This window comes from Tannerella forsythia (genome assembly GCF_001006485.1).
Lineage (GTDB): Bacteria > Bacteroidota > Bacteroidia > Bacteroidales > Tannerellaceae > Tannerella > Tannerella forsythia.
Genome location: NZ_JUET01000119.1, coordinates 1 through 19038, shown reverse-complemented (window position 1 = coordinate 19038; position 19038 = coordinate 1). Strand labels below are relative to the sequence as shown.

The 19038-nt window shown below is 50.3% G+C and carries 16 protein-coding genes and 2 tRNA genes; 10 read left to right on the top strand and 8 right to left on the bottom strand.

Annotated features, from left to right (window positions below):
• Nucleotides 1–50 precede the first annotated feature (50 nt).
• From Tanf_RS10675 to mfd, 4 genes are all read left to right on the top strand, one after another.
• Complete coding sequence (locus tag Tanf_RS10675; RefSeq protein ID WP_041590540.1) at nucleotides 51–938, top strand: electron transfer flavoprotein subunit beta/FixA family protein; 888 nt, start codon at nucleotides 51–53, stop codon at nucleotides 936–938.
• A 267-nt stretch (nucleotides 939–1205) separates the two neighbouring features.
• Nucleotides 1206–2225, top strand: a complete 1020-nt coding sequence (locus Tanf_RS10665) for an electron transfer flavoprotein subunit alpha/FixB family protein (RefSeq protein ID WP_046825852.1) — start codon at nucleotides 1206–1208, stop codon at nucleotides 2223–2225.
• Between the two features lie 8 nt (nucleotides 2226–2233).
• Nucleotides 2234–3940, top strand: a complete 1707-nt coding sequence (locus Tanf_RS10660; RefSeq protein ID WP_046825851.1) for an acyl-CoA dehydrogenase family protein — start codon at nucleotides 2234–2236, stop codon at nucleotides 3938–3940.
• 83 nt (nucleotides 3941–4023) lie between these two features.
• Entirely contained in the window at nucleotides 4024–7371 is a 3348-nt protein-coding gene (mfd, locus tag Tanf_RS10655) for a transcription-repair coupling factor (RefSeq protein WP_046825850.1), read from the top strand.
• 44 nt (nucleotides 7372–7415) lie between these two features.
• Here the strand turns inward: mfd and Tanf_RS15165 are convergent, their stop codons facing one another.
• The 5 genes from Tanf_RS15165 to Tanf_RS15640 form a co-directional block, all read right to left on the bottom strand.
• Complete coding sequence (locus Tanf_RS15165) at nucleotides 7416–7736, bottom strand: hypothetical protein (RefSeq protein ID WP_046825849.1); 321 nt, start codon at nucleotides 7734–7736, stop codon at nucleotides 7416–7418.
• A 135-nt stretch (nucleotides 7737–7871) separates the two neighbouring features.
• A complete protein-coding gene (locus tag Tanf_RS10645; protein ID WP_046825848.1) occupies nucleotides 7872–8972 on the bottom strand; it encodes a T9SS type A sorting domain-containing protein in 1101 nt (366 codons plus the stop codon).
• 190 nt (nucleotides 8973–9162) lie between these two features.
• Nucleotides 9163–9248, bottom strand: a tRNA-Leu gene (locus Tanf_RS10640).
• Nucleotides 9249–9265: 17 nt separating this feature from the next.
• A tRNA-Gly gene (locus tag Tanf_RS10635) sits at nucleotides 9266–9338 on the bottom strand.
• An 11-nt stretch (nucleotides 9339–9349) separates the two neighbouring features.
• Nucleotides 9350–9553, bottom strand: coding sequence for a hypothetical protein (locus tag Tanf_RS15640; RefSeq protein ID WP_046825847.1), 204 nt, complete (start codon nucleotides 9551–9553; stop codon nucleotides 9350–9352).
• A 331-nt stretch (nucleotides 9554–9884) separates the two neighbouring features.
• Between Tanf_RS15640 and Tanf_RS10625 the strand changes: the two genes are divergently transcribed.
• The 4 genes from Tanf_RS10625 to Tanf_RS10610 all read left to right on the top strand — a co-directional run bounded on the left by Tanf_RS10625 (nucleotide 9885) and on the right by Tanf_RS10610 (nucleotide 12627).
• Nucleotides 9885–10421 (top strand): GNAT family N-acetyltransferase, encoded by a 537-nt coding sequence (locus Tanf_RS10625; RefSeq protein WP_014223714.1) that lies wholly within the window; start codon nucleotides 9885–9887, stop codon nucleotides 10419–10421.
• Nucleotides 10422–10429: 8 nt separating this feature from the next.
• Nucleotides 10430–10903, top strand: a complete 474-nt coding sequence (locus tag Tanf_RS10620) for a DUF4494 domain-containing protein (RefSeq protein ID WP_046825846.1) — start codon at nucleotides 10430–10432, stop codon at nucleotides 10901–10903.
• Entirely contained in the window at nucleotides 10900–11565 is a 666-nt protein-coding gene (locus tag Tanf_RS10615; protein WP_046825845.1) for a YggS family pyridoxal phosphate-dependent enzyme, read from the top strand. Before Tanf_RS10620 ends, Tanf_RS10615 begins: the two co-directional genes overlap by 4 nt.
• 84 nt (nucleotides 11566–11649) lie before the next feature.
• The gene (locus Tanf_RS10610; RefSeq protein WP_046825844.1) at nucleotides 11650–12627 is read left to right on the top strand and encodes a dihydroorotate dehydrogenase-like protein; all 978 of its coding nucleotides are present in this window, start codon (nucleotides 11650–11652) and stop codon (nucleotides 12625–12627) included.
• 98 nt (nucleotides 12628–12725) lie between these two features.
• On the opposite strand, the gene Tanf_RS10605 is transcribed toward Tanf_RS10610, so the two are convergent.
• Together Tanf_RS10605 and Tanf_RS10600 are read right to left on the bottom strand one after the other, a co-directional pair.
• Nucleotides 12726–15206: an endonuclease MutS2 gene (locus Tanf_RS10605; RefSeq protein WP_046825945.1), complete on the bottom strand. Its 2481-nt coding sequence runs from the start codon at nucleotides 15204–15206 to the stop codon at nucleotides 12726–12728.
• Between the two features lie 23 nt (nucleotides 15207–15229).
• Nucleotides 15230–16651: a PDZ domain-containing protein gene (locus Tanf_RS10600; RefSeq protein WP_046825843.1), complete on the bottom strand. Its 1422-nt coding sequence runs from the start codon at nucleotides 16649–16651 to the stop codon at nucleotides 15230–15232.
• A 247-nt stretch (nucleotides 16652–16898) separates the two neighbouring features.
• Here Tanf_RS10600 and Tanf_RS10595 point away from each other — a divergent pair, with 247 nt between their 5' ends.
• Together Tanf_RS10595 and dnaJ are read left to right on the top strand one after the other, a co-directional pair.
• Nucleotides 16899–17483, top strand: coding sequence for a nucleotide exchange factor GrpE (locus Tanf_RS10595; RefSeq protein ID WP_231964125.1), 585 nt, complete (start codon nucleotides 16899–16901; stop codon nucleotides 17481–17483).
• Between the two features lie 27 nt (nucleotides 17484–17510).
• Nucleotides 17511–18662 carry a molecular chaperone DnaJ gene (gene dnaJ / locus Tanf_RS10590; protein ID WP_014223706.1) on the top strand — a complete coding sequence of 384 codons (1152 nt, stop codon included), beginning with the start codon at nucleotides 17511–17513 and terminating at the stop codon, nucleotides 18660–18662.
• Between the two features lie 194 nt (nucleotides 18663–18856).
• Here dnaJ and Tanf_RS10585 read toward each other — a convergent pair.
• A partial coding sequence (locus Tanf_RS10585; RefSeq protein WP_046825287.1) for a T9SS type A sorting domain-containing protein occupies nucleotides 18857–19038 on the bottom strand: 182 nt, incomplete at its 5' end.

The window sequence follows — 19038 nt, the reverse complement described above, 5'->3', positions numbered from 1 at the left end:
TATAACGACTTTCTATATATTCGCAAGCGATTATTTACATAAAATAATATATACGAATGAAAATTATTGTATTGGCCAAACAAGTGCCAGACACTCGCAACGTCGGGAAAGACGCCATGAAAGAAGACGGCACGATTAATCGCGCCGTGCTCCCCGCCATCTTCAATCCGGAAGACCTCAATGCGCTGGAGCAAGCATTACGTCTCAAAGAACAACATCCGGGTACAACCGTAACGATCCTGACCATGGGGCCGGGACGTGCGGCAGAAATCATCCGCGAAGGGTTATATCGGGGAGCTGATGACGGCTATCTCCTGACCGACCGTGCTTTTGCCGGGGCGGATACGCTCGCAACATCGTATGCACTCGCCATGGCTATCCGAAAAATCGGATCGTACGATCTGATCATCGGCGGACGACAGGCTATCGACGGCGACACGGCACAGGTAGGCCCTCAGGTGGCCGAGAAACTCGGACTGACGCAAATTACGTACACCGAAGAAATTGTCAAGATCGAAAAGAACCGGATCACGGCCAAACGTAAAATACCCGGAGGCATAGAGACGGTCGAAGCGCCACTCCCCATTGTTGTAACGGTCAACGGATCGGCCGCACCGTGCAGGCCGCGTAACGCCCAATTGGTGCAGAAGTATAAACGGGCATTGGGGGCGCAGGAGAAAGCCGAGCAAACGAAAAACGGTGCAGCGCTGCCCTATGCCGAGATGTATGAGAACCGTCCGTACTTGAATATCATCGAATGGTCGGTAGCCGACGTGAACGGCGATGTGGCGCAATGCGGCTTGTCCGGCTCTCCGACGAAAGTGAAAACGGTCGAAAATATCGTTTTCCAGACGAAAGAAAATAAATCGTTTACCGAATCGGACGGTGATATCGAAGAGTTGATGAAAGAATTAATCAATAACCATACGATCGGATAAAGGGAGAGAAAAGTAGTTAGAGTAATTTAAGGTAGTAAGACAATGGCAACCAAGTCTGTTGAACAGTTAATCGTATGGCAGAAGGGGTACGAATATGTACTTAACGACACAAACTACATGAACTACACGGACTACATTAGTTACTTTAACTACTTTAGCGGCTTTAACTACATAGACTACATGGATGATATGGATTACATGGATTACATAGACTACATTCATTACATGATGACTACATTATTAAAATAAATAAGTAAATATCTGCATATGAACAACATATTTGTATATTGCGAAATAGAGGGCGGCACGATTGCCGATGTCAGCCTTGAATTGCTTACGAAAGGACGTTCGCTGGCTAATCAGTTGAACTGCGGCTTGGAGGCTGTCGTGGCGGGAAACAAGCTCGACGGGGTGGAAAAACAAGTGATGCCGTACGGCGTGGATGTGCTGCATCTGTTCGACGACGAGAGACTCGACCCGTACACCTCGCTGCCCCACACGTCGATATTGATTAAGCTCTTCGAACAAGAGAAGCCGCAGATTGCTCTTATGGGAGCAACTGTCATCGGCCGAGACCTTGGACCGCGCGTATCGTCGGCACTGACAAGCGGACTGACGGCCGACTGTACTGCGCTCGAAATCGGCAAGCACGAAGACAAAAAAGCCGGCAAGACATACGAAAATCTGCTCTACCAGATACGTCCTGCGTTCGGCGGAAATATCGTCGCGACGATTATCAACCCCGAACATCGTCCGCAGATGGCGACCGTGCGCGAAGGGGTGATGAAGAAAGAAATATTCGATGCCAACTATCAGGGCAAGGTTATCAAACACGACGTATCGCAATTCGTTTCCGAGACGGATTATGTCGTGCAGGTAATCGAACGCCATGTCGAAAAGGCGAAGCACAACCTGAAAGGCTCGCCGATTGTTGTCGCCGGCGGTTACGGCGTCGGCTCGAAAGAGAACTTCAAGCTGCTGTTCGATCTTGCCAAAGAACTGCATGCCGAAGTAGGCGCATCGCGTGCTGCCGTCGATGCGGGATTCACCGATCACGACCGTCAGGTGGGACAGACCGGCGTTACTGTACGCCCCAAACTGTATATCGCCTGCGGAATCTCCGGACAGATTCAACACATCGCGGGAATGCAGGAAAGCTCGATCATCATCTCGATCAACAGCGATCCCAACGCCCCGATCAATGCGATGGCCGACTACGTGATCACCGGCACAGTCGAAAACGTGATCCCCAAAATGATTAAATACTACAAGAAGAACAGTAAATAACGATTATCATGGCAAACTTTTATTTAGATACCCCCTCGTTGCGTCATCACTTGCATCACCCGCTGATGCGGCGGATTGTGGAATTGAAAGAACGCGAATTTAGAGATAAAGACGAATACGATTATGCGCCGATCGACTTCGACGATGCGATGGACAGCTACGAGCGCGTGCTCGAGATGGTCGGCGAGATCAGCGCCGAAGTTATTGCCCCGAATGCCGAGAGCGTTGATCGGGAAGGCCCCACGGTAGCCAACGGACGAGTAACCTACGCCCGCGGCACACAGGAGAACCTTGATGCCGTGCGTAAAGCCGGGCTGATGGGCATGGCCATGCCGCGCCGTTACGGCGGGCTGAACTTCCCCATCGTGCCTTATATCATGGCTGCCGACATTGTGTCGCGTGCCGATGCCGGATTCGAAAATCTCTGGGGATTGCAGGATTGCGCCGAAACCCTTTACGAATTCGGGAACGAGGAGCAGCACAAACGCTATATCCCCCGCGTGTGCAAAGGGGAGACGATGTCAATGGATTTGACCGAACCCGATGCCGGTAGCGACCTGCAATCGGTGATGCTTAAAGCAACGTTCGACGAGAAAGAGAACTGCTGGCGGCTGAACGGCGTGAAACGCTTTATCACTAACGGCGATTCGGACATCCACCTTGTGCTTGCTCGCTCGGAAGAAGGAACAAAAGACGGACGCGGCCTTTCGATGTTTATATACGACAAACGCAATGGAGGTGTGAACGTCCGCCGTATCGAAAATAAGATGGGTATCAAAGGATCTCCTACCTGCGAATTAGTGTTTAACAATGCGAAAGCCGAACTGTGCGGTGAGCGACGGCTCGGATTGATCAAATATGTCATGGCTCTGATGAACGGCGCCCGTCTGGGTATTATGGCACAAGCCGTAGGACTGTGCGAAGCGGCCTATCAGGAAGGATACACATATGCGCAGGAACGTCGGCAGTTCGGCAAAGCCATTTTAGACTTTCCGGCCGTCTACGAGATGGTCGCCATGATGCGTGCCCGTACCGATGCCGTACGCGCCATGCTTTATGAAACGGCACGTTTTGTCGATGTCTATAAGGCGCTGGACGACATTTCGCGCGAACGCAAACTTACGCCCGAAGAGCGCCGGGAACAGAAGAAATACGCCAAGCTGGCCGATGCGTTCACCCCGATGGGCAAAGGCATGTCGACCGAATTTGCGAACCAAAACGCCTACGATGCGATACAGATTCACGGCGGGTCGGGTTTCATGAAAGATTATGCCTGCGAACGTCTCTATCGCGACGCACGTATCACGAATATTTACGAGGGAACGACACAGCTACAGGTCGTTGCGGCCATCCGCCACGTCACCACCGGCACGTACCTGTCCATACTTCGCGAATATGAGGCGATGGAATACAAGCCCGAGCTCTTGTCGCTGAAGCAAGACCTCATCGCTATGACCGATACGTACGAGCAGTTAGTCACAAAAGTGACGGGAGCGAAAGACAACGAATACCTCGATTTCCTTGCCCGGCGCCTTGTTGAAGCAGCTACCCATTGCGTGTTCGGTTACCTGTTGCTGCAGAGCACCCATACGGACAATTCGTTTCTGTCCTCTATGCAGGTCTATCTCCGCTACGGCAAAGCGGAGATGTACAAAATCCGTTCGTTTATCGAAAACTTCAGCATCGAAGATTTGAAGGCCTACCGCAGAGAGTAAAAACAAGTGGCTATATACTTAGCCATGAGAAAGGCGTGTCGGCAATTTGCCGAGCACACGACTTTTGCCCCTGTTTTTCAAGCATGGATATTAAAGAACTACTCTCTGTTTACGCTGCTCATCCGCAAATTAACGCTATCGGATCACTGTCGGGCCGGGACGAAGCGCGGAGCGTTCTGCTTACCGGATTGAACGGTTCGGGGGGAGCCGTAACGATCGCTTCACTCTTCAGGCAGAGAGGCGGTTGCTTCCTGTGCCTGATGAATGACCTCGAAGAGGCCGGATACTTTTATAACGACCTGATGCAACTCACGGGAGGGAAGCAGGTGTATTTCTTTCCATCGGCTTATCACCGGCATATTAAATACGGTCATACGGATGCGGCGGCCGAGATTCTGCGCACCGAGGTGCTGAGCATGCTTCAGGCAGACGAACCGTCGTTTATCATCGTTTCCTATCCGGATGCGGTAGCCGAGAAAGTACTGTCGAAAAGTATCCTTCGAGAGAATACCCTGATGATTCATGCCGGTGAAAAGCTGGACCCGATTTTTGTGGCCGATGTGCTCGATACGTATCACTTCGAGCAGACCGATTATGTGTACGAACCGGGACAATATGCGATTCGTGGCAGTATCATGGATATCTTTTCGTTTTCGAACGAATATCCGTACCGTGTCGATTTCTTCGGGAACGAAGTGGATTCGATACGAGCGTTCGATGTGGAGACGCAACTGTCGAAGGAAAAGCTGAACGAGATACGGATTATTCCCGAAATAAGTCGCTACGATACGGCCAACCATCAGCTGGCGGAGTTGTTGCCTGCCGGCGCTACGCTTGTGACGCATGATATGGAGTGGTGTCGTGAACGTATCGACAGTCTTTGGGAAGAAGAGCCTGTCAACAAAGACGATGAAGGGTTTGCCGATCGTGAGGCGATGCGTCGGAAACTTGTACGGGCCGACGATTTCGTGCAAGCAACAGCATCACTGAGGCATATCCGTTTTCATGCCCGGCCGGACGATGCATCTGCAGTTCTGCGTATCGACACTTCGCCGCAGCCGCTTTTTCAAAAGAATTTCGAGCGCGTCAGCGAGGCGTTCAAACAATATATCGCCGATGGATATACGATCTATCTGCTTAGCGACAGTGAGAAACAGATCGAACGCATCCGCGCCATTTTTGAAGACCGTGGCGAAGCGATTGCTTTCACCGCGGTCAACCGTGCGCTGCACGAAGGTTTTATAGACCATTCGTTACGCTGCTGCTTCCTGACCGATCATCAGATTTTCGGACGGTTCCATAAGTACAACCTCAAGAGCGACAAGGCGCGTAGCGGGAAAATAGTGCTCTCGCTCAAAGAACTGAGTCAGTTCACTTCCGGCGACTATATCGTGCATATCGATCATGGCGTCGGGCAGTTTGGCGGACTTGTGCGTACGGAGGTGAACGGCAAGATACAGGAAGCCGTCAAGCTGATTTACCGTAACAACGATATCCTCTTCGTCAGTATTCATGCACTTCATAAACTGTCGAAATACAAAGGGAAAGACAGCGAAGCGCCGGCGCTGAACAAGCTGGGCAGCGGTGCATGGGAAAAGATGAAAGACCGCACGAAGAAGAAAGTCAAAGATATCGCCCGCGACTTGATCAAACTCTATGCGCAACGTCGACAGGAGAAAGGCTATGCGTTCGGTCCTGACAGCTTCATGCAGGATGAGCTTGAAGCCGGTTTTATCTACGAAGATACGCCCGATCAGATGAGGGCGACGGCCGACGTCAAAGCCGATATGGAGCGCGAACGGCCGATGGACCGGCTGATTTGCGGCGATGTCGGTTTCGGCAAGACGGAGGTCGCGATCCGTGCGGCCTTCAAAGCCGTTGCAGACAATAAACAGGTGGCTGTGCTTGTGCCTACGACGGTGCTGGCTTTTCAGCACTATCAGACGTTCAGCCGGAGACTGAAGGATTTTCCCTGCACCATCGATTATATCAGTCGTGCACGGACGACCGGCGAGATTAAAAAGACGCTGGCCCGGTTGGCATCGGGCGAGTTGAATATCCTTATCGGCACGCACCGGTTAGTGAGCAAAGATGTTAAGTTTAAAGACCTCGGGCTGCTGATCATCGATGAGGAGCAAAAGTTCGGCGTGTCGGTCAAGGAGAAGCTGCGCCAGCTGCGAACGAATGTCGACACGCTCACCCTCACGGCCACGCCCATTCCCCGTACACTTCAGTTCTCGCTTATGGGAGCACGCGACCTGAGCAATATCACGACGCCTCCGCCAAACCGTTACCCGATTCAGACGGAGATCGAACGTTTTCATGCGGACATTATCCGTGAGGCGATCGAGTTCGAGATGAGCCGCAACGGACAAACGTTCATCATCAATAACCGCATCCAGAACATTTATGAGATCGAGGCGCTTGTACGCCGCGAAATACCCGGCGTGCGTGTGGCTGTCGGACACGGACAGATGGAACCCGAAAAGCTGGAACGAATCATTCTCGATTTCGTAAACTACGAGTACGATGTGCTGATCGCCACGACCATTATCGAGAATGGCATCGACGTGCCGAACGCCAATACGATTATCGTCAATAACGCTCATCAGTTCGGGCTGTCGGAGCTGCATCAGTTGCGCGGACGTGTCGGGCGAGGGAATCGCAAGGCGTTCTGTTACCTGCTTGCTCCTCCGCTCTCGACGCTGCCTCCCGAGTCGCGCCGCCGCCTGCAGGCCATCGAGAGCTTCGCCGAGCTGGGAAGCGGCATGCACATCGCCATGCAAGACCTCGACATCCGTGGGGCAGGGAATATGCTGGGGGCCGAACAGAGCGGCTTTATCGCCGATCTGGGCTATGAGACGTATCAGAAGATTCTGGAAGAAGCCGTCGACGAGCTGAAGGCCGATGAGTTTGCCGAGTTGTATGCGTCCGACCCTCAGGAAAACAACGGCGACCGGTATGTTCGTGAAACGTTTGTCGAGAGTGATCTCGCTCTGATGTTCCCGCCGACGTATATCCCCAACGATTCGGAACGCGTCGGTATTTACCGGGAACTCGACTCGATCGAGAACGAGGAAAAACTGGCCGGCTTTGTCTCTTCGCTGCAAGACCGCTTCGGACGGATACCGACCGAAGGCGAGGAGCTGATACGCATCGTCGGGCTGCGATGGACAGCCCGTCGATTGGGGATCGAGAAAGTCATCCTGAAAAAAGGTATGATGGCGCTCTATCTGCCGACCGACAGGGACAGTCCTTACTACCAAAGTCGTGCATTCGGCAAGCTGTTAGGCTACGTGCAACGCTATCCGCGTGTCTGCAATCTGCGCGAACAAAACGGAAGAAGAAGCGTGGTCATCAAAAACGTTACGAACGTGGCCGCTGCCGTCCGATGCCTGAACGAGATGGAAAGCATCGTGCCTGAAGAATGAATAAACCCAGATTCCGCAATAGAAGAAATAAGAATGAATTTAATTCAGGCTTTCAGCCCTCCGAACAAGGTCCGGATGTCGATACCCCACCCTTGCGGGATGGGGCTGAAATAATTCGGGCTTTCAGCCCTCGTAAACCCCGCAGAGGCGGTGAGTTGTTGAATTGTTGAGATGTTTATTTGTTTAGTTGTTGATTTGTTGGCTCCGCTGATTGCTGAATGCTGACTGCTGATTGCTGATTGCAGAAAGAGCCCTGAAAGGGCGAGATAATTCAGCCCAATGCGAAGCGTTGGGGAAAAAGGCATCGCATCTCGGCGGAGGGCTGTAAGCCTGACGTAACCATTGTCGTGCATTCGTACGTCCATGATTAATGGTAAACGCCGAACAGTGTATCGCGTAATTTGGGATAAAGAAAGGTAACGACTTTATGAATTTACGCCCGTTACAGAAGGGAAGACCTTCCGCAACGGGCGTAAAAGTATAAGTTTCGCGTCGTGGATTTACCTTACGACGATTTTATGCCCCTGTCTGCCGACAACGACAATATAAAGCCCTTTGGGCAGAGGAATCCGATTAATGCCGGCGGCCATACGTCGCTGTTCGACTAATTGTCCTCCGAACGTATAGACAGCTACGAGAGCAGGCTGTTCGTTTTCGATTACGACGGCGCCCTCTGCCGCATAGACCTTGCCCGGCTTCTGGAACACGAGGTTCGAGTGCGGATTTCCGGCTCTGTAGGAATAGGCATATTCGTCATGCCTCAGTTTTTTCCACTTCGTCTCACCTTTTTCTTTCAGATAGGTAATCTCTTTAGACAGATAGCCCTTCTTCTGGAAAAAATAATCTGTTTTTACCCATGCGTCCGGCGCTCCCCAAATCATTTTTCCACGGTGATAATACCGCAATTCTGTATAACCACCCTCGAAATAAGAATAATAGAAATCGCCTACACGGTATCGGTTATCTGCCGAGTCGACAACATATTCATCTTTTGCTTTCAGAAACTTCAGTTTTGCCAACCGACCTTTTTTGTCAAGGATGTATTCGATGGAATCATTGGAGATATATCCGCTGTCGGTCATTACATATTTATAGGTAAAGATTTTATCAAGTGATCTAGAACCTCCCTCCAATTTGTATGTTTTATGTTTCAGCAACCGTCCGTCTTGACCGTATTCGTATTCGTCTACCAGATTTTCTTTCGGTTCCGTGATAACAACGCCTGTAACCGGATCTTTATGTCCCGGATAATAGCTCGACAAGGAAAGCAGCCGGCCTTTATCCGAATATTTTGAGATATACGAAGTGATCATTCCCGTTGCTGAAAAAATATAGGCCGTATCGATCAAAAGATTTTTATTGAATTTTTTAATGGAAACGGTTAGGGGATACGGTGGATCCACAATCCCTACATATTCTTTTATACGCATCGTGTCCGCTAAAATTCTCGGTTGTCCGAACTTTGTATTTAACGGATGACCGGGGCCTTCAGGTGATTCACCGAAACCATGTATGGTTTGTGCAAATAAAGAAGGAGCCAAACATAACAGACCTATAGCATGGATTATAATCAGCGTGATTCGATAAAAAAACTTTTTCATATTATTATAATTTAAAATTTTAACGAGGCAAAGGTAATGAATAAAGCAGATTGCTGTGCTCTGTGAAAGTTAAAAAAAAAATAATAATTTAGTCCCGATAGTTCAAACCTTGCTTTAGTGTGCGAATAAACAAAGCTTGTCGTATGAGAATCTTTTTTTTAAAGATATGGAGGCTCAATAGAGTAGAGTGTACTCGAAGCGGGACTTGAACCCGCACAGCCATTACTGGCCAAGGGATTTTAAGTCCCTCGTGTCTACCAATTCCACCATTCGAGCCAACGATTTTTTTCGTGAGCGGAAGACGGGACTCGAACCCGCGACCCCAACCTTGGCAAGGTTGTGCTCTACCAACTGAGCTACTTCCGCGTTATCTTCTTTTAGACTTCCGTAAACTGAGTTACTTTCGCGTTGTTTTCTTTTGCTTTTGCAGTCTGCCGGTTTTTGCATTCGTCTTGCCAAGGTTGTGACCTTTTATCTTCTGGGGCAAGGTTGTGCTCTACCAACTGAGCTACTTCCGCGTTATTTTTTTTGCTTTTGCAGTCTGTTCGGTTTTGCATTCGTCTTGCCAAGGTTGTAACCATTTATCTTTTTTGGGCAAGGTTGTGCTCTACCAACTGAGCTACTTCCGCGTTGTTGCTACTTCTGCGAAATACGGTTGCAAAGATAGATGAAATTTTTGTTCTGCCCAAAAAGAAAAAAGATTCATCTTCGAAATATTCCGTTCTTATGCACTCAATCATCCGAAAAAGTTTCTTCTCAAGCTGCGCCGATAATTGTCAGTCAGGTATAAAAGCAGCTTCCCGATACGGTTCATAATTTATACGGGAAACGCTTTGCCACTCCGAAAATAAATCATAGTTTTGTCACGAAAATCAACTGCAGGTTCGTGACGCGAAAGAGCCTGAAAAAACGATGGAAAAGATAAAATTGAATAAAACAACGGAGCTTCGACCGCTTCAACAATCGGATGTCTCGGATATCTTTCATGCGATTGATACGCAGCGCGAATATATGCGTAAATGGTTGCCGTTTGTCGAAAGGACGCACAGCATCGAAGATACGTTGAAAATTGTGCGGGCGGCTGTCAATGATGCGGATCGCGGAGATTATACGTTTGTGATCGTGTGTGAGGGCCGGTTTGCCGGTTTGATCGGGTTTAAAGATACCGATAGAGACAACTGTAAGACAGAGATCGGCTATTGGCTTTGTGAGGAATATCAAGGGCAAGGACTGATGACGCTTGCCGTGAAGGCACTGTGTGATTTAGCCTTCGGAAAATTGAAGATCAACCGTATACAGATCAAATGCGCTGTCGGCAATACGCGCAGCAAACGCATCCCTTTGCGATTGGGTTTTAGGTATGAGGGAAACGAACGCGATGGGGAACGCATGGCCGACGGCCGGTTTACGGATTTGGATATTTACAGTAAGTTACGAACAGAAAAGTAGAAGAATGAATGAACTGGTTTGAGTGCAAGGTGTCGTATGAAAAGGCGATGGAAGGGGGGATGCAGAAGAAAGTGACGGAACCTTATTTGGTAGATGCCATGTCGTTTACCGAGGCCGAAGCCCGTATTATTGAGGAGATTCGTCCGTATATATCGGGTGAGTTTACCGTAGCCGATATTAAGCGGGCACGGTTGAGCGAGATCTTCTATAACCCTCAGGGAGACCGTTATTATAAGGCTAAAGTATGCTATATTACGCTCGACGAGAAGAGCGGAGCGGAGAAGAAAACAGCGGTGCAGATGCTGGCGCAAGCCTCGTCGGTCAGAGAGGCGATCGAGGTCATCGACGAAGGGATGAAAGGCACGATGGCGGATTATGAGATCGCTTCGGTGGCGGAAAGTCCGTTGATCGATGTGTTTCCGTTCTCCGAAGATGCAAAGGAGAGACAGGCTGTGATGCTCAAACAAGACGTTGAGGGATGAAAATTGCAGACCGTTTGGCGCGTATCGGGCAGACGATTCCGGCAGGCGTTACGCTTGTAGCCGTTTCCAAATTTCATCCGGTCGATGCGTTGCAGGAGGCTTACGACTGCGGACAGCGCGTGTTCGGCGAGAGCCGGGTACAGGAACTGATGACAAAGCAGCCGGCACTGCCCGCCGACATCGAATGGCATTTTATCGGAACGTTGCAAACGAACAAGGTCAAATACATCGCACCGTTTATTCATGTGATTCAGAGCATCGACTCCCTGAAGTTGCTGGCCGCCGTGGATAAGGAAGCGAAGAAATGCGGTCGCCAAATCCGGGTTCTGATCGAAGTGCATATCGCGGAAGAGGCCTCGAAGCACGGATTTACTCCGGACGAATGCAGGGAGTTGTTTGCGCGAGATACGTTGAACGCTTACCCGCATATCCGGGTGGTCGGGCTTATGGGAATGGCCACGTTTACAGACGATGAGACGCAGGTGCGTCGCGAGTTTCGCAAGCTCCGTTCGCTGTTTGAAGAATTGCGCTCCTTGCCTTCTGCGGGAGATGATTTCAAGGAACTGTCGATGGGGATGAGTGATGATTATCCTCTTGCTTTGGAAGAGGGGAGTACGATGGTGCGCGTGGGAACGAAGATATTCGGTAACCGCATATATTAACTCCTGTTCTGTCATTTTACAGGACGGAATACGGGAAGTATCAAAAAAATATTTAATTTTGTCGTTCGAGAAAAAGAAAAGAATATGATCCGTACAGAAACGAAATACGCGGGGCTGACGTTGAGGAATCCGCTGATTATAGGAAGTTCGGGGCTTACGAGCAAGGTAGAACGAAACAAAAGCTTTGAAGAGGCAGGTGCCGGAGCGATTGTGCTCAAGTCCATGTTTGAAGAACAGATCGAAGCGCAAAGCGACGTATTAATGCAAGAGGCGGCTGACTATCCGGAAGCAGTGGATTATGTGCGTCACTATGTCAAAGCTAATCAGAGTGAAGAATATTTGACCCTGATTCGTGAGACGAAGGCGCAATGTACGATTCCGATCATTGCCAGTGTGAATTGTTACAAGGCCGATACCTGGGTGGATTTTGCCCGTCAGATCGAAGCAGCTGGAGCCGATGCGCTGGAGCTGAATGTGTTTTACCTCTGCACCGACTTGTACGCCACAGGACAGGAAGTGGTTAACGTTTATACCTCTATCCTCAAGAAGGTGAAGGAACAAATCTCTATTCCGGTGATTATGAAGATCGGGAAAGGTTTCAGTAACATTCCCGCGGTGGTGAATTTGTTGAAAGGTCACGGAGCAGACGGAGTCGTACTGTTTAACCGTTACTATCAGCCTGATATTGATATTCATTCATGTCAGATCACGTCCGGACAGGTATTTAGCAGTCATTCCGACTTGAGCGACACGCTCCGCTGGACGGCGCTTGTCTCAGGCATTCTTCCGGATGTTTCGTTGGCGGCATCGACCGGTGTGCATGAGTGGAAAGACGTCATCAAATGTATCCTTGCGGGAGCGTCGGCCGTGCAACTATGTACTACCGTCTACAAAAACGGCATGGAGATCGTTACACAAATGCTTACCTGCCTCGAAGAATGGATGGCGCAGCAAAAATATCAGTCGATCGACGAATTCAAAGGACGCTTGAGCTTCTCGAAAGCCCCGAACGCATCGAGGTATGAACGTACACAGTTCATGAAATACTTCGGTTCTGTGTAAAACCGAACCCGGAAAAGGGGAATGGTATTAGGCTACCGGATGAACCGATAGGGTAGACATTCCGTTCCCTTACTTCTTCTAATAAAGAACAAACAGTCCTATTCCAAATCAATAACGGTGATTCCGGCACCTCCGAACTGTATATGTTCGTCCTGAAAACGTTGGATGCCGGGTACGGTCGAGAGGTATTGGCGGATGAGTTGGCGAAGAATGCCGTTGCCTGTTCCGTGCAGGATGCGCACGCGTGAGACACCGATCTGAATAGCATCGTCGACAAAATACGTAACGGCCTGCAAGGCTTCGTTGCCGCGCATGCCCCGTACATCGATCTCCTGCTTGAAATGCAGCTTTTTCTCGTGCATCGCATCGGCCGTTTGCGCACTGACGAACGTATGATTGCGTACTTCTTTTTTCAGCTGGCTGCGGCTGACCAGTTCGAGCTGATCGGTTTTTACCGTGCTCTTAATCATTCCGAAGGCTACGACGGCCTGCTTCCCTTGCAACTCGATCACGGTGCCTGTGGTTGTCTGCCCTTTCAGGCGGACGGTATCGCCTACCGCCAGTTTTTTCTCTTCGGGCGCCGGCATCACCTTCGGTTCGGTGACGGCTTCGGGTTGTTTGCGACGTGCCTGCCGTTCGCGCAATTTCTCCATCTTCCGGGCAATGCGTGCATCGTCTTCCTGTGTTTGATGCACCGTTTCCTTAAATTCGCTCAGTGCCTGACGGGCGATGCGTGTGCGTTCTTTCTCGGCCTGCGCTTCTTTGATTTCGCGGATCGTCTGTTCAATCTTCGCATTGGCTTCGCGGATGATTTGCTGCGCTTCGTTTTTAGCCGTCTGTACGATTTCCTTGCGCTGGCGATTCACGGCATCGAGGTCTTTCTCGTAGCGTGCCGTCAGTTCTTCGAGGCGTTTCTCCTGCCGGCGGATATGCTGGCGTTTATTCTCCCAGTATCGTTTGTCACGCACGATGTCCTGCAGATACTTATCCATATCGATGTAGTCGCTGCCCACTTTTTCCGACGCTTCGGCAATCACCTCTTCGGGCAATCCGATTTTACGGGCGATCTCGACGGCAAACGAGCTGCCGGGATGGCCGATCGAGAGCTTGAAAAGCGGCTGCATCAGGTGGCGATCGTATAGCATGGCGCCGTTGAGCACGCCCTCGTGGTCTTCAGCATACTGCTTGAGGTTTTGATAATGCGTTGTGATGATGCCGAACATTTCCTTGCGGTTGAAACGTTCGAGCAAGGCTTCGGCCAGCGCACCGCCCATGAGCGGTTCCGTGCCGCTGCCGAACTCGTCGATAAGCAACAGTGTACGCTCGTTGCCGTGCCGAACGAAGTATTTCATGTTCGTCAGATGCGAACTGTAGGTGCTCAGATCGTTCTCGATGCTCTGCTCGTCGCCGATATCGATAAACAGGCGCTCGAAGATTCCGGCTTTCGACTGTTCGTGAAGCGGGATCGGGATGCCGCATTGAAGCATGTATTGCAGCAGCCCGACCGTTTTCAGACAGACTGATTTACCGCCGGCGTTAGGGCCGGAAATGATCAGCAGCCGCCTTTCGTCGTCTATGGTAATATCAAGCGGGACAACCGGTTTGCCTTGCCGCCGGTGCGAGAGTAAGAGCAGCGGATGCACGGCCTCGCGCCAGTCGAGTAGCGGCCGGTCGGTCAGTGCCGGCTTGATGGCCTGAATTTGTCCGGCAAAAATTGCCTTCGCGCGGATAAAATCCATTGTAGCCAGAAAAGCGTACGATTGCAACATGTCCGGTATCTGCGGACGGATGAGGTCCGTAAATTCCGTCAGAATCCGTACAATCTCGCGTCGTTCTTCGCTTTCTAACTCGCGGATGCGGTTATTCGCTTCCACGATGGCTTCCGGCTCGATGAAAACCGTCTTGCCCGTTGCCGACTCGTCGTGCACGATGCCCCGGATTCTCCGCTTGAAAGCCGGCGTCACAGGGATCACTAATCGTCCGTCGCGCATCGCCGGCGTCACATCCTTGTCGACAAATCCTTCCGACTGTGCTGAGCGCAGAATCGATTGCAGGTTACGCGAGATGCTACCCGTCGTGGCGATCTTCTCCCGGCGTATGCGGGCAAGCTCTGCCGATGCGCTGTCTTTCATCTGCCCGTACCGGTCGAGCATGCCGTCGATCTGCCGGACAAGGGCGGGGAAAACCGGGACGCCGGCCGCCAGTGCCGCCAATGCCGGATAGTTGATTTCGTCGTTGTCGTCTGTCGGTTTAAAAAAGGCGGTGATGTCGCCAATCGTTTGCAGGGAGCGTTTCAGGTCGAACAGTTCCGCTTCGTCGATAAATGTCCCTTCGGGTCGGATACGGTTCAACGCCCGGCGTACGTCGATGAAGTAGTTTGCGGGGAACGGACGTTCCCCCTGTAAGATACGAACAAATTCATCGGTTTGCTCAAGTCGTTCCGATACGGTGACCATGTCAGCCGAAAACCGGATCTCTTCCGCCAATTCTTTGCCCAACGGGCTCAGGCACTGTGCACCGATCAGCCCGCGAATCTTATCGAAACCGAGCTTATGCTCGAAATTCTCCGGATAGGTCACGAGTCCCTTCGCTGTTCGATCAATCAGTTCAGCTCGATGGTTTTCTCCGAACGAAACTCCGGACGGATCGTATATTCGAGCTTTTCCGTGCCGCGACGCAGCTGGAACGTACATATATTCGTGCCCGAGGGGTTCACGTACGGCGCAAAATAATAAAGGTAAGAGAAGGCGGTTATGTTTTTGTCGTTTGCAAATGTTTTGGCGATCTGCGTATAGTTGAATTTATCCCAGAACATGCAGTTCGGAAAACCGTTGGCATTCGTAAAGCGCGTACCGCTGTCGCGATATTTCAGGGTGTTGGTGATAAACTGGCGATAAGCTGCCGTAAATTCGTCTGCCGTATGGTCCATCCGTTTTCCTTCGATCCGGTCGATGAGGTCGCCTTTTTGGATGCCGGCTTTCGAGGCCGGAGAGCCGTAATCTACATCGACCACCCGATTCAACTGATAGATACTGTAACGAATACCGGTATAGTTGTAATTCTTCTTTGTCAGGATAAACTGCGCGTTACGCTGATATTTCACATACGGAAACTGCATACTCATCAACGGGATATGAATCGCAGCATATTCTTCGATCGCGTAGGGACTGCTCATCAGCTCATTTGCCTCGCACTCCCACAGCACACGTCCCGGAATGTGACGCTGGTCAATGAAACGAATACCGAGTTGCAACACATATTCGGCCTCCGATTCGGGAGTATTTGCATTGTAAAAAGGAAACTGTGTCACTTTGTCGCGTGTAATGTCATAACGGAATACAGGCGCCTGTTCTTCCGTCTCTTTGCTTTTCTTTTTGAAGTTCGGGTTTTTGTCGAACGTATAATACGTATGAATCAGAAAATCGGGATCGAGGGTGTTCTGTTGCAGTCCTTTTTTCGTCAGTTCCGATTTCAGCGTTTCATTGATGATCGATTCGATTTTCGAGACCGTATGATCTTCTACATCGTTAAAATTAAATGTCTTAAATTGAGAAAACTCGATCGCATCATCCGTTGTTTTTGTCGTAAACGGACAGACAAACAGACGATCGTGCGTATTTTCGACACTATACATCGAGAATGCCGTTGCCAATTGATCTTCCCCTAAGGCTGTGGTCGAATAACATTCTTTTTCGAGAGTTACGGGGTGTGCCTGATTCGCAAAATTACGGATCACCAACTTGATTTCGCGGGTATCCATATCCGTGATCAACGAATCCACATCATCGAGCGTAATCTCATCGATCCGCATTCCGTTGATGCCTTCGATAATATCATTCTGTTTCAGACCAGCCTTCTCGGCAGGCGAATTGGGATATACTTTCATGATGACCGGCCTGTCTTTTCCCCAATTCTTGTTACTGCTAAACTCATAGCTGAATCCCAAACGACAGCTTACATCGTCTTGTGCTGGAGAGGTGAGGACATGACAGGCAAAAAGAGCCAAACAATAAAACTTCTTCATAAGTATAATGTATTGAATATGTACTGACAGTGTTTGCCACTGTTTATTTTAATCGCACAAAGGTAAAGATATTTTTTTTCAAACGAAGGGCTTGGCAATATATTTGATCATAATTAAAGATAAAAGCCATGCAGGCAGTACGATGGTACATGGTGCCATCGGTGCTCCGGCATGTGGTTAAAGAGTGTAATTCAATAGATATAAACTAAATATAGTAGAGATGAAGAAGCAAACACAGGCAGAGAAAATGCAATGTGAGAACGGTTCGGAGGTGACAAAAGAGCAGGAAACCACTGCAAATACGTCAGAAAAAGACGATGCGACTGACAATGTGACGGGAGCAGAGGGTGCTGCGCCCGGCAAAGAAATATCGAAAGAAAATGAGTCTGCCGATTTTGAAACGAAATATAACGAGCTGAATGATTCGCATCTGCGTTTGAGAGCTGAATTCGATAATTACCGCAAACGTACCTTACGTGAAAAAGCCGATCTGATTAAGATGGGAGGCGAAACGGCATTGACGGGCCTGCTTCCTGTTGTCGACGACTTTGAGCGGGCGCTCGACACAGTGAAAAATACGGAGGAAGCAGGTGCTGCCGTTGCCGAAGGAGTGGAGCTGATCTATAACAAGTTCATGACCTATCTGGCTCAGCAGGGCGTGAAACCGATCGAGGCCGTCGGACAGCCGTTCGATACGGAACTGTTCGAAGCGGTTGCCACGATTCCAGCCTCCGACGAAGCGCAGAAAGGCAAGGTAGTGGACTGTGTACAACGGGGATATACATTGTATGATAAAGTCATCCGACATGCCAAAGTCGTGGTTGGAGAATAATAAGAGCAGACATAAAGATTAAAGGAAGTGGCAAAACGAGACTATTACGAGGTATTGGGCATAAGTAAAGATGCGACGGCCGACGAGATCAAGAAAGCGTACCGGCAGAAAGCGATCCAGTTTCATCCCGATCGCAATCCGGGCGACAAGGACGCTGAAGAGAAATTTAAGGAAGCGGCCGAGGCATACGATGTGTTGAGCAATGAGGAAAAACGGCAGCGTTACGACCGGCTTGGACATGCAGGGGTCGGCAGTTCGGCAGCAAGTGGTGGGTTCGGAGGCGGCGGGATGTCGATGGAAGATATCTTCTCGCAGTTCGGCGACTTGTTTGGCGGGCATTTCGGCGGGTTCGGCGGATTTGGTTCGTCGTCGTCTCGTTCTCGTGCCGTACAACGCGGCTCCGACCTGCGTGTGAGGGTCAAACTGACCCTGAAAGAGATTGCGACCGGGGTAGAAAAGAAAATCAAAGTCAAGAAGTATGTGCCGTGTTCGTATTGTCATGGCAGTGGCGCGGCCGACAGTCAGGCGATCTCGACCTGCTCAACGTGCCACGGCAGCGGCTTCGTCACGCGGGTGGCCAGCACGTTTCTCGGTCAGATGCAGACCCAGTCGACCTGTCCGACTTGCGGAGGCACGGGCGAAACGATTACGCGTAAATGTGCGCACTGCAACGGCGAAGGAGTTACACGCGCCGAAGAAGTCATCACGTTGAATATCCCGGCGGGAGTCGGTGAAGGCATGCAACTGTCGATGAGCGGTAAGGGAAACGCCGCACGACGGGGCGGAATAAACGGCGACTTGTTGGTTGTCATCGAGGAGGAACGTCATCCGGAGCTGATTCGCGATGAGAACGATCTGGTATATAACCTTCTGCTGACTATTCCACAAGCTGCTTTGGGCGACTCGGTCGAAGTGCCCACGGTAGACGGGCGAGTGAAAGTAAAAATTGAACCGGGCACACAACCGGGCAAGGTGCTTCGCCTGCGAAACAAAGGCCTTCCTTCTGTAAACAGCTATGGGACAGGTGACTTGTTGATTAACATCAGTGTCTATATCCCCGAAAAGCTTACGGAAACGGAAAAAAGCAAAATCAAAGAATTAGCCGGCGCGGAGAATTTTCAACCTTCACCGTCTATCAAAAACCGGATATTTAATAAGTTCCGTGACCTGCTCGATTGATTGACCGAAAAGGCGGGAACACAAATTCCGGGTACACGATTCGGCATGCACCGCGCATAACCATTGCCGACAATTAAATCAGCACTTTAACAACGGAAAAAAGAGGGGGGATGTCGTTTTGACATCCCCCCTCTCTCCATTAAACACCTGACAGTTTCTGGCCTTTCACAAGGCTTTAAGCGAAGCTGTATTTTTTATTTCACGATCACCTTATGCACCGTACCGTCTTTGAGTGTTACCACATATACGCCGCGTTGCATCGGGACGGACGTATCGCCTTCGGACAGTTCGATTCTCCGAACTAACTGGCCGGCTACCGAGTAGATGCTCGCGATATCTTTACGCTCTACGCGGATATAGATCGTCTCGCCGTGCG

What these genes read in the sequence shown, in the direction of transcription:
- Tanf_RS10645 (WP_046825848.1), bottom strand. Translation starts at nt 8,972, where the DNA reads ATGAAAAAGTTTTTTTATCGAATCACGCTGATTATAATCCATGCTATA.
- Tanf_RS10625 (WP_014223714.1), top strand. Translation starts at nt 9,885, where the DNA reads ATGGAAAAGATAAAATTGAATAAAACAACGGAGCTTCGACCGCTTCAA.
- Tanf_RS10610 (WP_046825844.1), top strand. Translation starts at nt 11,650, where the DNA reads ATGATCCGTACAGAAACGAAATACGCGGGGCTGACGTTGAGGAATCCG.
- Tanf_RS10595 (WP_231964125.1), top strand. Translation starts at nt 16,899, where the DNA reads ATGCAATGTGAGAACGGTTCGGAGGTGACAAAAGAGCAGGAAACCACT.
- Tanf_RS10600 (WP_046825843.1), bottom strand. Translation starts at nt 16,651, where the DNA reads ATGAAGAAGTTTTATTGTTTGGCTCTTTTTGCCTGTCATGTCCTCACC.
- mfd (WP_046825850.1), top strand. Translation starts at nt 4,024, where the DNA reads ATGGATATTAAAGAACTACTCTCTGTTTACGCTGCTCATCCGCAAATT.
- Tanf_RS10620 (WP_046825846.1), top strand. Translation starts at nt 10,430, where the DNA reads ATGAACTGGTTTGAGTGCAAGGTGTCGTATGAAAAGGCGATGGAAGGG.
- Tanf_RS10615 (WP_046825845.1), top strand. Translation starts at nt 10,900, where the DNA reads ATGAAAATTGCAGACCGTTTGGCGCGTATCGGGCAGACGATTCCGGCA.
- Tanf_RS10660 (WP_046825851.1), top strand. Translation starts at nt 2,234, where the DNA reads ATGGCAAACTTTTATTTAGATACCCCCTCGTTGCGTCATCACTTGCAT.
- Tanf_RS10665 (WP_046825852.1), top strand. Translation starts at nt 1,206, where the DNA reads ATGAACAACATATTTGTATATTGCGAAATAGAGGGCGGCACGATTGCC.
- Tanf_RS15640 (WP_046825847.1), bottom strand. Translation starts at nt 9,553, where the DNA reads ATGGTTACAACCTTGGCAAGACGAATGCAAAACCGAACAGACTGCAAA.
- Tanf_RS15165 (WP_046825849.1), bottom strand. Translation starts at nt 7,736, where the DNA reads ATGGACGTACGAATGCACGACAATGGTTACGTCAGGCTTACAGCCCTC.